Below are 14,657 nucleotides of genomic sequence, written 5' to 3'. Positions count from 1 at the left end.
TCCCCCGCCCCACCCGCCCCACCCGCCACGAGAACCACGCGCCCCGCCAGTGCGCCCGGACCCAGCCGCGCCGGCCCGTCCTCGGCGACCGTCAGCGCCCGATGCGCCGTCGCCGCCGGGATCCCGACCGCCGCGCCGAGATCGAAGCCGGCGCCGTCGGGCAGCACGAACACCCGCTCGGCCGGCACGATCGTGTACTCCTGCGCCGTCCCGCTGTCCGGACGCTGGTACGCCGCCAGCGTCACCCACACCCGGTCGCCGACGGCCAGCCCGCCGACACCGCCGGCCGATCCGCCGCCGTCGCCCCCGCCGACACCCTCGCCGACCGCGTCGATCACACCGGCGCCGTCCTGGTTCGGGACCGCCTCGGTCCCCGGGGCCGCGCCGAAGCCGCCGCTGCGCGTCTTCCAGTCGGTCGGGTTCACCGCCGACACCACGACGCGGATGCGTACCTCGCCGGGACCGGGAACCGGAACGGGACGCTCGGTGAGCCGGAGGACGTCGGCGGGGCCGGACTCGTCGTACACGATCGCCTTCATCGGGGTGTCGCGTCCCTTCATCGGATGGGTCCTACTTTCCGCCAACCGGCGCCGACACGCTTGCATTCCGGTCCGCCGATTCCTCCGGAGGCGCTGTCCGGTCTGTCCGCCTGAGCCGCAACACGGCGGCGTGGACGGAAGGAATCGGCATGTCCCTGGAGTTCGGCATCTTCCTGCCGGTCGGGTTCGGCGGCGAGCTGGCCGGGTTCGACGACCCGGTGGAGGCGGCGGAACGCGTCGTCGAGCTGGCCCGGACCGCGGAGGAGTGCGGCTTCGCGGCCGCCTGGCTGCCCGACCACCTGCAGACGATCCCGCCGTCGCCGGCGCCGGTGTTCGAGTCGTGGTCGATGCTGGCGGCGCTGGCCCGCGACACCGACCGGATCCGGATCGGCCCGCTGGTCAGCTCGAACGGCTACCGCAACCCGGCCTTGCAGGCGAAGATCGCGTCGACGGTGGACGTGCTGTCGGGCGGGCGGCTGACGCTCGGCATGGGCGCCGGTTGGTACGAGGCCGACTACGAGGCGTTCGGGTACGAGTTCGCCGACGCGCCCACGCGGCTGCGCGCCCTGCGCGAGGGCGTGCGGACCATCACGTCGATGTGGACCGAACACCCGACGACGTTCCCGCGCGGCGCGCAGCCGGCCATTCCGCTGCTCATCGCCGGCGGCGGCGAACGGGTGACGCTGAAGCTGGTCGCCGAGTACGCCGACGCCTGCAACGTGATGGTGTCGCCGGCGGACGCGGCGCGGAAGTTCGCGATCCTGCGCGAGCACTGCGAAGCCGTCGGCCGCGACTACGACACGATCCTGCGCACCGCGACGACGGCCTGCCTCATCGCCGACTCGGACGAGGAGGCGCAGGCGCGGCTGTCGCCGGCCATGAGCGCGTTCTACCCGGGCGACGTCGCGTCGTACCTGCTCTACGGGACGGCCGACACCGTGCGGCAGCGCATCGCGGCCTACGAGGAGGCCGGCGTCCAGCAGCTGATCGTCGGCTTCCACGAGGCGACCGACCCGGAGGCGATCCGGCGCTTCGCCAAGGAGCTCATCGCTTGACGGCGGCGGCGACGGCGGCGACCGCGGCGACGGGGCCGGCGACGGAGCGGCCCCGTCGCGGCGGGGCGGCCCCGCAGTCAGGGCAGCGACTCCGGCAGCCCGAACCGCGACAGCAGCCCGGCGCCGGCGAAGACGGTGACCCGCGAGATGCCCGCCGAGGTCACCGTCAGCACCGCCATCCCGAACGACGACCCGTCGCGGTGGTACGCCCCGAACGCCGGCTGGCCGTTGGCCACCGTCGGCAGCTTGTGCCAGTCGCCGGCCGCGCCGACGACCTCGCTCATCAGGTACTCCACGCAGGCGACCTTGCCCGAGAACCACACCGCACCGGCCGGCGACTCGAGGACGGCGTCGGCCCGCAGCGCCTGCTCGAACAGGCGCCGGTCCGCCGTCGCGAACGCCGTCATGTACTGGTCCAGCAGCTCGCGCGCCCGGGGATGCTCCGGCTCGAGGACGTCGTCCATCGACGGCATCACCTCGCGCAGCCGCCCGCGGGCCCGCTGCAGCAGCGACTTCACCGCGCCCACCTCCACCGACAGTGCGGACGCGACCTCTGCGGCCGGCCAGGCGAGCACGTCGCGCAGGATGAGGACGGCGCGCTGGCGCGGCGTGAGGTACTGCAGCCCGACGATCAGCGCGAGCCGCACCCCGTCGCGCAGGACGGCGACGGCGGCGGGGTCGGCGGACTCCGGCGTGACCAGCGCGTCGGGCAGCGGCTGCAGCCAGCCGACGGCCGACGCGGGGCTCTCGGAACCGGACAGGTCGGCCGGGACGGCGCGGCGGTCGCTGCGCTGCAACGCGTTGAGGCAGGCGTTCGTCGCGATCCGGTACAGCCACGTGCGCAGCGACGACCGCTCCTCGAACCGGTCGTAGGAGCGCCAGGCTCGCAGGTACGTCTCCTGCACCAGGTCCTCGGCGTCGTCGAGCGAGCCCATCATCCGGTAGCAGTGCGCGAGCAGCTCGCGGCGGTAGCTCTCGGCCCGTCGCATGAACTCGTCGTCGCCCATGGTCCTCCCAGTCGTCGGTCCTCCCGGTACCGACCGGCGCGGGCGCGGAAAGGAATCGCGAGGGCGACGCGGTCAACGGTACGGGTCCGGCTGGTCGCCGGTGCGGACTTGAGCCGGCCGGATCCTGGTCCGGCGGCAGCGACCGGCGGATGATGGCGGAGAGGCTCGCGGCGTCGGAGGAGCCGACGTGGACCACCTCGGACCGGTGGGCCGGCCGGACCCGCCGCGGATCGAACACGCACCAGGCCGACCGCCAGCGCCAGGCCAGCCGGCCGGCCGCGTCGGTCTGCCGATCCGGCCAGACCACCAGCAGATAGCGCCAGCGGTCGTCGCCCGGCCGGCGGCCCCACGCGACCAGCCGTCCCTGCACCCGCCGGCTCGACCGGTCGCCCATGACGACGGGCACGGCGGTGTAGAGACCGGACGGCTCGGCGTAGGCGCGAAGCTTGATCTCCAGCCGGCTCGGATCGATCTCGAGGACATCGAGTGGGGGCTCATCCATCCAGCGCGCAGACATAGTCGCAGTATCGAACATATGTTCGCATGATCGGTAGTTCGTCGCCGTCCGTGGTGAACCCGTCACGGAGGGCGACGGAGATCAGGTCGTCCAGGGCCGGAGCTTCTGCGGGTTCCGGACCGCCCAGATGCGGGTGATCCGGTCGCCGTCGACGTCGAAGGCGAGCACCGTGCCGGTGACGCCGTCCTCCTGCAGCACCAGGCCGGGCTGACCGTTCACCGTCCGCTCGAGGAACGTCAGCCCGGGCCCGGCCGCGGCGATCTCGACCAGCACGTGCGCGATCGGCTCGCCGCCCGTGAGCGGCTCCAGGTGGGCGGTCGCGAGGCCGCCGCCGTCGGCGGTCGCGACGGCATGCGGGTCGAGCAGGCCGACGAGCGCCGCGATGTCCTTGGCCTCCCACGCCACCCGGAACTCCCGCACGAGGTCGGCGCGCCGGCCCGGCGGCGTCGCGGGTGGGGTCGCGGGCCGGCCGGCGCGCAGCCGGCGGCGGGCGGACGAGGCCAACTGGCGGCAGGCCGCCGGCGTGCGGCCGACGATGCGCGCGACCTCGGCGAACGGGTAGCCGAACACGTCGTGCAGGACGAACGCGACCCGCTCGGCCGGCGTCATCGACTCCAGGACGACGAGGAACGCCATGCTGACCGACTCGTCGAGGGTCACGCGGTCGGCCGGGTCGGACCCGGCGCCGGACGGCCGCCCGCCGACCCACTCGGCCCGGTCCGGCACCGGCTCCGGGAGCCACTCGCCCACGTAGCGTTCGCGCCGGGCCCGCGCCGATCCGAGCAGGTCCAGGCAGACCCGGCTCGCGACGGTGGTCAGCCAGGCGGCGGGCGTCTCGATGGCCCGCTGCTGCTCGGGCGACATCGCGTACCAGCGGGCATACGTCTCCTGCACGACGTCCTCGGCGTCGGCCAGCGAGCCGAGGAGCCGGTAGGCGAGGTTGATCAGCTGCCGCCGCTCGCTCATGACCGCGGTCAGGTCCGCGTCCGTCATCGACCACCTCCTCGTCCTGTAGACGACGCAGCCGGCCCGAACGTGAGGCCTGACATTCTGGCGGGCCGCGTCGTCGTATCGCTGTCCACACTGACAGGAGGAACACGATGACGACCCGACGGGCTGTGGTGGCGGTCGTGGGTGCGACGGTGGCGGCCGCGGTGCCGTGGGCGGTCGCGCGGATCGCCGGGGCCGACCTCGAGGTGACGACGGCCGGCGTGACGATGGACGTCGGGCTGGCGCTGGTGCTGGCCGCGGCGCTGACGATGTCGCTGGCGGGGTGGGCGCTGCTGGCCCGGCTGGGGCGCCGGGTGTGGACCCGGGTCGCGGTGACGGTGCTGGTGCTCTCGCTGAGCGGCCCGCTGGTCGCCGAGGCGGACACCGACGCGAAGGTGTACCTGACACTGATGCACCTGGCGGTCGGCGCGGTGCTGATCCCGGGCCTGCGGGCGGCCGCCGGTCAGGACGTCCGCTCGGCGAGGAACACGAACTCCAGGCCCGGCCGATCCGGTGCGTCGCGCACGTCCGTCACCCGGTAGCCGGTGGCGGTCAGGCTCGCGACGATCTCGTCGTGGTCGCGGAAGCGCAGCGTGGACTCGGACCGGACGATCTCGCCGTCGGGGAACCGGTACGCGCCGTAGAACGAGATGTACGGCGGCGCGACCTCGGTGACCTCGCCGCTCCGCTCCACCGGCCCGATCCCGGGGACGTCGCGGACGGTGACGCCGCCCGGCCAGTCGGCGACCCACTCCTCCCAGACCCGGCGTTCCGGCCGCCTAGTCTCGAACACCAGCGTGCCGGACGGGCGCAGCGCGGCGTGGACGCCCCGCAGCGCCGCCGTCCACTCCTCGTCGGTGAGGAAGACCTGCGCGACGTTGCCGGTCATCACCGCGAGGTCGGCGTCGACGGCCGGCACCGCGTCGGCGCCGGCGTGCACCCAGGTGACCAGGCCGTCCGGGTCCTTCGACCGGGCGACCGCCAGGGACGCCTCGGCCGGGTCGGCGCCGACGACGGTGTGCCCGGCGGCGGCGAGCCGGACCGCCAGCGAGCCGGTGCCGCAGCCGACGTCGAGGATCCGGTCCGCCTCGAGTTCGGCGGCGAGGGCGACGTAGGCGTCGAGGTCGGGGCGGTCGTCGCCCCCGAAGACGTCGTAGAGCGGGGCGAGGCGGGGATGGGCGAAGATCGCGTCCGGCACACCGTCACCCTAACGAGCCGGGCGCCTGCCAGACGAGCAGATAACGGCCCATGAGCAGCCGCGACAGCCGGGCGCCGGGCAGCGTCGGCCGGACACTGGCGCTCAGCTCGCGGTACGTGAGCGGCGGCGGCCAGTGCAGCGGCGCGGTGTGCTCCCACTTGCGCCGCACCCGGTTCGCCACGCCCAGCGAGACGAACGCGGCGGCGGCCCAGTGCAGGTCGCGCCGCTCGAACCGGGTGAAGCCGACGATCGCCAGCACGCCGCCCGGCCGGACCAGCGAGCCGAGCCGGCGCAGCGCCGCGGCGGTGTCCGGCAGGTGGTGCAGGGTCGCGTTCGAGACGACGGCGTCGAACGAGGCCGGCTCGAACGGATGCGTCAGCACGTCGCCGTGACACCACTCGACGGCGGCGTCGGGGAACCGCTCGCTGGCGCGCGCGAGCACCGGCGCGTCGACGTCGAGGGCGACCACGTGACGGGACGGCGCGTCGGCGGCGCGTGCCAGCCGGGCGGCGAGGAAGCCGTCACCGCAGCCGACGTCGAGGACCCGGCCGGCCTCCGGCGGCACGTGGCCCGCCAGTCGGGCGTCGTAGTGGATGTTGGCGTTCCAGGGGTCAGCCATCGAACGCCTCCGGGTCGAGGCCGGCCAGCCGCGCGGGGTCGTTGAGCACGTCGATCGTGGTGATCCGGCCGTCGGTGACGGTGAACGCCATCACCGCGAACACCCGCCCGCCGATGACCGCGACCGCCCCGGCGGTGCCGTTGACCAGCACCGGCCGGACGTACGCCGCCAGCCGCCTGGCCAGCGTGGCCTGGCCTGCCACCGTCCGGGCGCCACGCAGCAGCACCGTCGGCCGGGCCGGGTGCATGCCGCCGTCGGCGCGCAGCACCACGTCGGGGTCGAGCACCGTCACCAGCGCGTCGAAGTCGCCGTCGCGGGCGGCCGCGTAGAACGCGTCGACGGCGACCCGCTGCCGGGCGAGGTCGGGATCCGGCGCCGGCGTGGCCTCCTGAACCCGGCGCCGGCCTCGGCTGGCCAGCTGCCGGGCCGCCGCCGGCGTCCGCTCGACCAGTGGCGCGATGTCGTCGAACGGGACGGCGAACAGGTCGTGCAGCACGAACGCCAGCCGCTCGGCCGGCGTCAGCGCGTCGAGCACCACCTGCAACGCCAGCCCGACCGAGTCGGCGAGCAGCGCCTCCTGCTCCGGATCGGGGCCGGTCAGCGGGCTGACCACCGGGTCGGGCAGCCGCACGGCGGGCTCGTCGTCCAGCGGCACCTCGGCCCGGGTCGTCCGCGAGCGCAGCAGGTTGAGGCACACCCGGCCGGCGACCGTCGCCAGCCAGCCGCCGAGGTTCTCGACGTCGGAGGTGTCGGTGCGCTGGTAGCGCAGCCAGGTCTCCTGGACGGCGTCGTCGGCCTCGCTGAGCGACCCCAGCATGCGATACGCGACGGCACGCAGCTGTGGCCGGTGCTGCTCGAAGACGTCCGGGCTCATCCGGTCACACTTCTCCATCGCGGCGGGTCTGAGGGGTATGACTACACCTCTTCTGGTGACCGGCGGGACCGGCACCCTCGGTCGTCTCATCGTGCCACGGCTGCTCGCGGACGGCCTGAGCGTGCGGGTGCTGAGCCGCACCCGGCGCGAGCCGGCCGATGGCGTCGAGTACGTCGCGGCCGATCTGCGCTCCGACGACGCGGACGGGGCGATCGCGGCCGCCGTCGACGGCGTCGACACCGTCCTGCACCTGGCCGGCGGACCCAAGGGCGACGGTGAGGCGGCGGCGCGGCTGGCCCGCGCGGCGGCGCGCGCCGGCGTCAAGCACCTCGTGCACATCTCCGTGATCGGCGTCGACCGAGTGCCGGTGGCCTGGTTCCGGACCAAGCTGGCCGCCGAGCAGGCCGTGACCGGCTCCGGCGTGCCGTGGACGATCCTGCGCGCCGCCCAGTTCCACGACCTCGTGCTGAAGACGGCGACAGCGATGGCTCGGTCGCCGATCGTCCCCGTCCCCGGCGGCCTGCGCCTGCAGCCCGTCGACGCGCGTGACGTGGCTGAGCGGCTCACCGAGCTGACCCTCGGCGAGCCGGCCGGGCTGGTCGCCGACCTCGCCGGCCCGCGGGTCGCGCCGATGGGCGACCTGCTGCGCTCCTACCTGACGGCGGCCGGCAAGCGGCGGCTGCTGGTGCCGGTCCGGCTGCCCGGCAAGATCGGCCGCGTCTACCGCGACGGCGGCAACCTCACGCCGGACGGCGCCGACCTCGGCACCCGGACCTGGGAGGACTTCCTCGCCGAGCGCCTCGGCTGAGGCGGAATTGTCCGAGATATCCGCGCCAACCGAGCACTCCGGCTGTCACACTGCGGACATGACGGGCACTCGGGACGCGGCCGTGCGCGTCGACCATCGGTGGCCGGGCTGGGCGCTGCCGGCCGCGACCGCCGCCGGGTGGGTCCTGGTCGTCGTGGCCCTGGGCCTGGCCGCGGCCCGCTACCACGAGGAGCCGTTCGCGCTGGGGATCGCGGTGCCGCTGCTGCTCATCACGACCTTGGCCGGTGCCGGGGTGGTCTCCAGGGCCATGCGGCACGACCAGCGCCGGTACGCCGTCACCGAGATCGCGGTGTTCCTGGGCCTCGCCCTGCTGTTCTACGCCTACAGCACGCCGGGCCGCCTCGTGATCGCCACGATGGTCGGGGGCGGCCTGCTCGCGACCGCGCGGACGATCCGCCGCGACCGTGAGCGTCAGGCGACGAAGATGCAGAACGGGTGGCCGGAGAGGTCGGCGTAGACCCGCAGCGGCTCGTCGGGGTCGTCGATGCGATCGAAGATCATCCGGCCGCCGAGCGCCAGCACCCGGTCGTGCTGGACCAGCAGCTCCTCCATCGACGGCACCGTCATGTCCAGGTGCAGCTGCTGCGGGACGGCGCCGTCGGGCCAGGTCGACGGGGTCAGCTGGTCCACCTGCTGGAAGGCCAGCCGCCGGCCGCCGTCGCGGTCGAGCAGGACCAGCCAGTCGTCGCCGGCCGGGTCGACCGACTCGTCGCCGGGCCGGTACACGTAGCCGAGCAGCTGCCGGTAGAACTCCGCCAGCCCCCGTGCGTCGGTGGTGTCCAGCACGGTCTGCAGCACGCTGGGGTAGGTCGTCATGGCGGGGACCGTACCCGCCGGGTCCGACATTCACCTCGCGTCAGCGCAACTGTCACCGGTGGGGGCTAGCGTTCGCCCATGAGCAGGCTCACCGGTCTCCTGGCCGCCGGCATCGTCGCCGCGGCCCTGATCCCGACGACGACGGCCACCGCCGCCACGGAGAACCCGTGGCTGGAACGGCGCGTCCTCAACATCGCGCACCAGGGCGGCGAGATCGAGGCGCCGTCCGACACCCTCTATGCGTTCACAACGGCGCTCGACAAGGGCGCCGACGTGCTCGAGCTGGACGTGCACGCGACGGCCGACGGCGAGCTGGTCGTGCTCCACGACACCACCGTCGACCGGACGACGAACGGCTCCGGTCGGGTCGACGGGCTGACGTTGGCACAGCTGCGGACGCTCGACGCGGCGCACTGGTTCGTGCCTGGCTGCGGCACCTGCCATGGCCAGGACCCGGCGGCCTACGCGTTCCGCGGCGTCGCGACGGGCGAGCGGCCGGCCCCGCCCGGGTTCACCGCGGCCGACTTCCGCATCCCGACGCTGCGCGAGGTGCTCGAGGCGTTCCCCGACGTCATGCTCAACGTCGAGATCAAGCGGACCCGGCCGGAGACGTCGCCGTACGAGCGGACGATGGCGGACCTGCTGCGCGAGTTCGGCCGTGGCACCGACACCATCGTCGCGTCGTTCTCCGACAGCGCCGTCACCCGGTTCAAGCTCTACAACCGCGACGTCAGCACGTCGCCGGGGACCACGCAGGCCACGGCGTTCTGGCTGAACACGCTCGGCCCGCTGACCGGCATCACCCTGCACGGGCACCACGCGCTGCAGGTGCCGCCGTCGCAGTCCGGTATCCCGGTGGTGACGGCCGACTTCGTCGCCGACGCGCACCGCCGCGGCCTGGCCGTCCACGTCTGGACCATCAACGACCGCGCCGAGATGGAGCGGCTCATCGGCCTCGGCGTCGACGGCATCATGACCGACCGGCCGACGCTACTGCAGCAGGTGCTGGACGAACTCGGTACATAACCGAACTCTCATGCCGTCTTGATGGTCTCCTCCCGGAGGCCGGACAGCGTTGGCGGCATGAAGACCCCCCGCATCGCGGTACTGGCCGCGACCCTGGCCCTGGCGGCGACGGTGTTCGTCCCGGGCTCCGCCTCCGCGGCGCCCAACTGTGGCGCCGTCGTCACCACCAACACCACCGTGACCGCCAACCTCACCGACTGCCCCGGCGACGGACTGATCATCGGGGCGCACAACATCACCCTCAACCTCAACGGCCGCACGATCGACGGCGTCGGCCTCGGCGTCGGCGTCCGCAACAACGGCTTCGACAACGTCACCATCCGCAACGGCACGATCACCGGCTTCGACCACGGCGTCGCGCTCAACCCGGGCACGACGGGGAACCTGGTGACGGCGCTGACGGTGCGCGACAACGAGTTCACCGGCGTCCAGCTGTCCAACGCCGACACGAACAACCGCGTCATCAGCAACACCGTCGAGCTGACGTCGCAGCGCGGCATCGCGGTGATCGGCGACTCCAACGGCAACGTCGTACGCAGCAACATCGTGCGCAACAACGCCGACGGCATCTACGTGGGCGCCTCGCTGAGCAACCTGGTCGAGCTGAACACCGTCAGCGCCGCCAGCGACCGCAGCATCGACATCGAGGGCGGCCGCAGCAACACGCTGCGCCAGAACACCGTCACCAGCGGCGGCGACGGCGCGATCGCGCTGACCAGCACGACGCTCAACGTCGTCGACAACAACACCGTCACCGCCAGTGGCGACGCGGGCATCGCGCTGACGACGTCGCCGAGCAACCAGGTGATCAACAACCGGGTGTCGGGCAGCGGCGACGCCGGCATCATGCTGTCGTCGTCGAACGGCAACACGGTGCGGTCGAACAACCTCAACGTCACCGGGCCGAACGCCGGTGGCATCGAGCTGGTGTCGTCGAACTCGAACACCGTCCAGTCCAACGCGGCGAACTCGCAGCTCAGCCACGGCATCGAGCTGCAGAACTCGGCGTCGAACCGGCTGCTGAGCAACACCGCGAACAGCAACAACAGCTCCGGCATCTACGTCAGCGGGTCGGCCGGCGTCGCGGCGAACCTGCTGGAGGCGAACACGACGAGCAGCAACCACGGCGACGGCATCCACGTCGCCAACGCCGGCAACACGGTGCGCCGCAACATCGCCCGGCTCAACGGCGGCTGGGGCATCTACGCCGTCGCCGGGACGACCGACGGCGGCGGCAACCGGGCCAGCGGCAACGCCGAGGCGGCCCAGTGCTTCGGGGTGGTGTGCACGGCCTGACCACTCTGGTGTGTGCGGCGGGCCGTTGGGCATAGTTCAGGACGACGGGCACTTGTACCTTGGGTGAGTCGCGCCGACGCGGCTCCACGAGAGGACTCCGTGCCCATGAACTCCGAGGCCCGCCGCATCCAGGGCGTGTACATCACGCTGATGCTCGGCAACACGCTCGCGGCGTCGTTCATCTGGGGCATCAACACGCTCTTCCTTCTCGACGCCGGGCTGAGCAACCTCGAGGCCTTCGCCGCCAACGCGTTCTTCACCGCCGGGATGGTGCTCTTCGAGGTCCCGACGGGCGTGGTGGCGGACACCGTCGGGCGGCGGGCGTCGTATCTGCTCGGCACCGTCACGCTGGCCGGGTCGACCGCGCTGTACTACCTGATGTGGCAGATCAGCGCGCCGTTCTGGGCGTGGGCGCTGGTGTCGGTGCTGATCGGTCTCGGCTTCACGTTCTTCTCCGGCGCCGTCGAGGCCTGGCTGGTCGACGCGCTGCACTTCGCCGGGTACGACGGCAGCCTCGAGACGGTGTTCGGCCGCGGCCAGATGGTCTCCGGCGTGGCGATGCTGGGCGGATCGGTGGCCGGCGGCGTCATCGCGCAGGCGACCGACCTGGGCGTGCCGTTCCTGCTCCGGGTCGCCGTGCTGCTGGCGATGTTCGGCGTGGCCGCCGCGCTGATGCGCGACCTCGGCTTCACCCCGGACCGGTCCGAGGGGACGACGCAGGCGGTGCGCGGCATCTGGACGGCGTCCATCGAGCACGGCCTGAAGAACCCGCCGGTGCGCTGGGTCATGCTGGCCGCGCCGTTCGCGTCCGGCGTCGGCATCTACACGTTCTACGCGCTGCAGCCGTACCTGCTGGAGCTCTACGGCGACCCCGACGCCTACTCCATCGCGGGTCTCGCCGCCGCCGTCGTCGCCGGTGCGCAGGTGGCCGGCGGGTACGCCGCGCCCTATGCCCGCACGATGTTCCACAAGCGGACGACGGCGCTCATCCTGGGGACGGTGGCGAGCGCGGTCATCCTGGGGCTGCTGGCCGTCACCGAGGTGTTCTGGGTCGCGCTGTTGCTGCTGGTGCTCTGGGCGCTGATCTTCGCCGCCGAGACGCCGATCCGGCAGGCCTACCTCAACGACATGATCCCGTCCAAGCAGCGGGCGACCGTGCTCTCGTTCGACTCGCTGATGGGCAACACCGGCGGCGTCGTGATCCAGCCGATCCTCGGGCGGGCGGCCGACGTGTACAGCTACGGCACGTCGCTGGCGATCGGCGCGGTGTTCCAGGTGCTGGCCGCGCCGTTCCTCGTTGGCAGCCGGCGGCAGAACGCGCCGGCCGACGTCGCCGTGACGGTCCCCGGGTCGCCGGTGGCCGACACCGTGGAACGGGCTCCCGGCGCGGAGCCGGCCCCGGGCGTCGAGGACGACGATATTCAGCGTTGACTTATATAAGTAACGAGCGATAAATTGCGTCTGTGCATGCCTTCGACGTGCTCGGCGACCCGGTTCGCCGGCGGATCCTGGAGCTGCTCGCCGACGGCGAGCTGACCTCCGGCGCCGTCACGTCGGTCATCCAGGAGGAGTTCGGCATCTCCCAGCCGGCCGTGTCGCAGCATCTCAAGGTGCTGCGCGAGTCCGGGTTCGCGAACGTGCGGGCCGACGGCGCGCGCCGGCTGTACACCGTCAGCACCGAGCCGCTTCGCGACGTCGACGCGTGGCTCGACCGCTTCCGGCGGTTCTGGACCCCTCCTCTGGACGCGCTGGCCACCGAGCTCGCCAGGGGCAAGCGGCAACGCCGGCTGCAGCAGCAGGCCGGACAGGACCCGGATCAGGAGAACCCGTCATGATCGATGTCGTTCAGCAGGTCAACAGCGTGCGCCGCCAGGTCGGCTCGCGCACCATCGAGCCGGGCGGCGCCCGCACCGTCACCATCAGCCAGACCTACCCGGCCGAGCTCGAGGACGTGTGGGACGCGGTGACCAACCAGGAGCGCATCCCGCGCTGGTTCTCGCCGGTGAGCGGCGAGCTGAAGCTCGGCGGCCGGTACCAGGTCGAGGGCAACGCCGGCGGCACGATCGAGCGGTGCGACCCGCCCAAGAGCTTCGCCGCCACGTGGGAGTTCAACGGGCAGGTCAGCTGGATCGAGGTCCGGCTCGCCCCCGAGGGTGACGAGCGGACCCGGTTCGAGCTCGAGCACATCGCCCTGGAGAGCGACGAGGGCCTCGCCTTCTGGGAGCTCTACGGCCCCGGCGCCGTCGGCCTGGGCTGGGATCTCGCGTTCATCGGACTCGCCCTGCACTTCGCCTCGGGCGGCGAGCAGGTCGACCCGAAGGCGGTCGAGGCGTGGACCATGTCCGACGACGGCAAGCAGTTCATCGGCCTGGCCAGCGAGAAGTGGCGGGACGCCAACGTCGAGGCCGGGTTCGCCACCCCCGAGGGTGCGAAGGCCTCGGCCGACCGGACGACGGCGTTCTACACCGGCGCCGAAGCCCCCCAGGAGGGCTGAGCTCGTCGCCGCCGCCGGTCAGACGGCGGCGAACCGCTCGATGGCGGCGTCCAGGTCGGCCGCGCTGGTCGCCGCCAGCTGGGCGACCTCGCCGGCGTGTGGCAGGTCGATGCCGATGGTCAGCTCGGACATCCGGAGCCGGGCGGCCCGCGCGTGGGCGTTCGTGACCTCCACGTAGTCGATGTCAGGACGCGGGCGCTGCCGGAACTGGAGGAGCTCGATCCCGGCGTCTGCCAGGTCCGGCGCCAGGCGCAGGAACTCGGCGGTCGGCAGCAGCAAGTCGATCGACATCCGCCGGACGGTCGCCGGGATCGGCTCGGCGCGGCCGGGCCACCACGGCACGACGGCGTCCTGCCAGGTCCGCCCGTCGATCGGGGTGAACCGCGGCAGCAACACCCAGGGCGCGTCCGGATCGAGCGCCGCGGCCAGCTCCGGCACGGTGGCGGGCTCGGTGCCGACGGTGTGCAGGCCGGCTTCGCTGACGTGAGGGCCCCATACGTCCACGGGGCCAGTGTGCCGCTTCGATGCGCCGACCTTGTCGGACCCGCGGCCTAACGTTCGTGGCCATGACGGTGGTGGCGGAGGCCGGCGAGGCGGTGCGCTGGCGCGGCGGGTACGGGCGGCTGTGGTCGGCCGCCGTGCTGTCGCGGTTCGGCGACGCCGTGCGCAATGTCGCGCTGCCGCTGGTCGCCGCCGGCCTGACGACGTCGCCGTTCCTGCTGTCGGTCGTGTCGGCGGCCGGCTACCTGCCGTGGCTGCTGTTCGGGCTGCTCGGCGGCGCGCTGGCCGATCGCGTCGACCGACGGCGGGCCATGTGGACGGTCGACCTCGCCCGCGGGCTGCTGGTGGCGGCGTTCGCGGTCGCGCTGGCGCTCGACCACGCACACCTCGCCGTGCTGGCGGTGCTCGCGTTCGCGCTGACGACCCTGCAGACGCTGTTCGACAACGCGGCCACGGCGATCCTGCCGGCCCTCGTGCCGCGGCCGGCGCTGCCCTCGGCCAACGCGCGGCTCATGACCGGCCAGGCGCTGGCGGGCACATTCCTCGGCGCGCCGGCGGCCGGGCTCCTCGTGGGCGCCGGCGTGGCGCTGCCGTTCGCCGTCGACGCGGCGACGTACCTGGTGGCGGCCGCACTGATCGCCTCGCTCCCACGGTCGGGCATCGCCACGCCCGCGCGGCCGGCCGGGTCGACGCTGCGGGCGGAGATCGCGGCCGGACTGCGGTGGCTGTGGCGCGATCGGCTGCTGCGTGGCGGGTGTCTGGCGAACCTGCTCGCCAACCTCGTGATCGGTGGCCTGCAGGCGCTGCTGGTGCTGATCATCACCCGCTGGGCCGGCGCCTCCGACCTCGTGTTCGGGCTGGTGCTGGCCGCGTACGGCGCCGGTGGGGTGGTGGGC

General features: G+C 73.1%; 18 protein-coding genes. 10 read left to right on the top strand and 8 right to left on the bottom strand.

The window, feature by feature from the left end; translation table 11 throughout:
* On the bottom strand, nt 1-539 hold a 539-nt coding region (locus C1I92_RS30980), incomplete at its 3' end, for an alcohol dehydrogenase catalytic domain-containing protein (protein ID WP_438940545.1).
* A gap of 149 nt (nt 540-688) precedes the next feature.
* On the opposite strand from C1I92_RS30980, the gene C1I92_RS30975 reads away from it, so the two are divergent.
* Entirely contained in the window at nt 689-1,594 is a 906-nt protein-coding gene (locus tag C1I92_RS30975; protein ID WP_111258490.1) for an LLM class flavin-dependent oxidoreductase, read from the top strand.
* Between the two features lie 77 nt (nt 1,595-1,671).
* On the opposite strand, the gene C1I92_RS30970 is transcribed toward C1I92_RS30975, so the two are convergent.
* The gene (locus C1I92_RS30970; protein ID WP_111258489.1) at nt 1,672-2,601 is read right to left on the bottom strand and encodes an RNA polymerase subunit sigma-70; all 930 of its coding nucleotides are present in this window, start codon (nt 2,599-2,601) and stop codon (nt 1,672-1,674) included.
* Nucleotides 2,602-3,199: 598 nt separating this feature from the next.
* A complete protein-coding gene (gene sigJ, locus C1I92_RS30965; RefSeq protein WP_111258488.1) occupies nt 3,200-4,111 on the bottom strand; it encodes an RNA polymerase sigma factor SigJ in 912 nt (303 codons plus the stop codon).
* A 107-nt stretch (nt 4,112-4,218) separates the two neighbouring features.
* On the opposite strand from sigJ, the gene C1I92_RS30960 reads away from it, so the two are divergent.
* Entirely contained in the window at nt 4,219-4,650 is a 432-nt protein-coding gene (locus C1I92_RS30960) for a DUF6069 family protein (protein WP_146605349.1), read from the top strand.
* On the opposite strand, the gene C1I92_RS30955 is transcribed toward C1I92_RS30960, so the two are convergent.
* Genes C1I92_RS30955 through C1I92_RS30945 form a run of 3 tightly spaced genes read right to left on the bottom strand, consistent with a single transcriptional unit; the run spans nt 4,572 to nt 6,799 of the window.
* Complete coding sequence (locus tag C1I92_RS30955; protein WP_111258486.1) at nt 4,572-5,306, bottom strand: class I SAM-dependent methyltransferase; 735 nt, start codon at nt 5,304-5,306, stop codon at nt 4,572-4,574. The two genes, C1I92_RS30960 and C1I92_RS30955, sit on opposite strands and share 79 nt — an antisense overlap.
* A gap of 4 nt (nt 5,307-5,310) precedes the next feature.
* Complete coding sequence (locus C1I92_RS30950) at nt 5,311-5,925, bottom strand: class I SAM-dependent methyltransferase (protein WP_111258485.1); 615 nt, start codon at nt 5,923-5,925, stop codon at nt 5,311-5,313.
* Nucleotides 5,918-6,799 carry a sigma-70 family RNA polymerase sigma factor gene (locus tag C1I92_RS30945; protein ID WP_199521766.1) on the bottom strand — a complete coding sequence of 294 codons (882 nt, stop codon included), beginning with the start codon at nt 6,797-6,799 and terminating at the stop codon, nt 5,918-5,920. The genes C1I92_RS30950 and C1I92_RS30945 overlap by 8 nt, the downstream gene beginning before the upstream one ends.
* A 37-nt stretch (nt 6,800-6,836) precedes the next feature.
* Between C1I92_RS30945 and C1I92_RS30940 the strand changes: the two genes are divergently transcribed.
* Nucleotides 6,837-7,607 carry an SDR family oxidoreductase gene (locus C1I92_RS30940; protein WP_111258483.1) on the top strand — a complete coding sequence of 257 codons (771 nt, stop codon included), beginning with the start codon at nt 6,837-6,839 and terminating at the stop codon, nt 7,605-7,607.
* 58 nt (nt 7,608-7,665) lie between these two features.
* The gene (locus C1I92_RS30935; protein WP_111258482.1) at nt 7,666-8,085 is read left to right on the top strand and encodes a hypothetical protein; all 420 of its coding nucleotides are present in this window, start codon (nt 7,666-7,668) and stop codon (nt 8,083-8,085) included.
* On the opposite strand, the gene C1I92_RS30930 is transcribed toward C1I92_RS30935, so the two are convergent.
* Entirely contained in the window at nt 8,040-8,444 is a 405-nt protein-coding gene (locus tag C1I92_RS30930) for a VOC family protein (RefSeq protein ID WP_111258481.1), read from the bottom strand. The genes C1I92_RS30935 and C1I92_RS30930 overlap by 46 nt on opposite strands.
* A gap of 78 nt (nt 8,445-8,522) precedes the next feature.
* On the opposite strand from C1I92_RS30930, the gene C1I92_RS30925 reads away from it, so the two are divergent.
* The 5 genes from C1I92_RS30925 (at nt 8,523) to C1I92_RS30905 (ending at nt 13,260) form a co-directional block, all read left to right on the top strand.
* Nucleotides 8,523-9,470, top strand: coding sequence for a glycerophosphodiester phosphodiesterase family protein (locus C1I92_RS30925; RefSeq protein ID WP_111258480.1), 948 nt, complete (start codon nt 8,523-8,525; stop codon nt 9,468-9,470).
* A gap of 57 nt (nt 9,471-9,527) precedes the next feature.
* Complete coding sequence (locus C1I92_RS30920; protein WP_158564367.1) at nt 9,528-10,766, top strand: right-handed parallel beta-helix repeat-containing protein; 1,239 nt, start codon at nt 9,528-9,530, stop codon at nt 10,764-10,766.
* A gap of 105 nt (nt 10,767-10,871) precedes the next feature.
* Complete coding sequence (locus tag C1I92_RS30915; protein WP_111258478.1) at nt 10,872-12,197, top strand: MFS transporter; 1,326 nt, start codon at nt 10,872-10,874, stop codon at nt 12,195-12,197.
* A gap of 32 nt (nt 12,198-12,229) precedes the next feature.
* Nucleotides 12,230-12,601 carry an ArsR/SmtB family transcription factor gene (locus tag C1I92_RS30910; RefSeq protein WP_111258477.1) on the top strand — a complete coding sequence of 124 codons (372 nt, stop codon included), beginning with the start codon at nt 12,230-12,232 and terminating at the stop codon, nt 12,599-12,601.
* Complete coding sequence (locus tag C1I92_RS30905) at nt 12,598-13,260, top strand: SRPBCC family protein (RefSeq protein ID WP_111258476.1); 663 nt, start codon at nt 12,598-12,600, stop codon at nt 13,258-13,260. The genes C1I92_RS30910 and C1I92_RS30905 overlap by 4 nt, the downstream gene beginning before the upstream one ends.
* Nucleotides 13,261-13,278: 18 nt before the next feature.
* On the opposite strand, the gene C1I92_RS30900 is transcribed toward C1I92_RS30905, so the two are convergent.
* Nucleotides 13,279-13,764: a hypothetical protein gene (locus C1I92_RS30900; protein ID WP_111258475.1), complete on the bottom strand. Its 486-nt coding sequence runs from the start codon at nt 13,762-13,764 to the stop codon at nt 13,279-13,281.
* Between the two features lie 62 nt (nt 13,765-13,826).
* Between C1I92_RS30900 and C1I92_RS30895 the strand changes: the two genes are divergently transcribed.
* Nucleotides 13,827-14,657 (top strand): MFS transporter (locus C1I92_RS30895; RefSeq protein WP_111258474.1); only part of this gene is annotated, 831 nt, incomplete at its 3' end.

Origin of the sequence: Jiangella anatolica (genome assembly GCF_003236295.1) — a bacterium.
Taxonomy (GTDB): Bacteria; Actinomycetota; Actinomycetes; order Jiangellales; family Jiangellaceae; genus Jiangella; species Jiangella anatolica.
The sequence above is the reverse complement of the archived record's forward strand: the minus strand, read 5'-3'. Positions and strand labels throughout refer to the sequence as shown.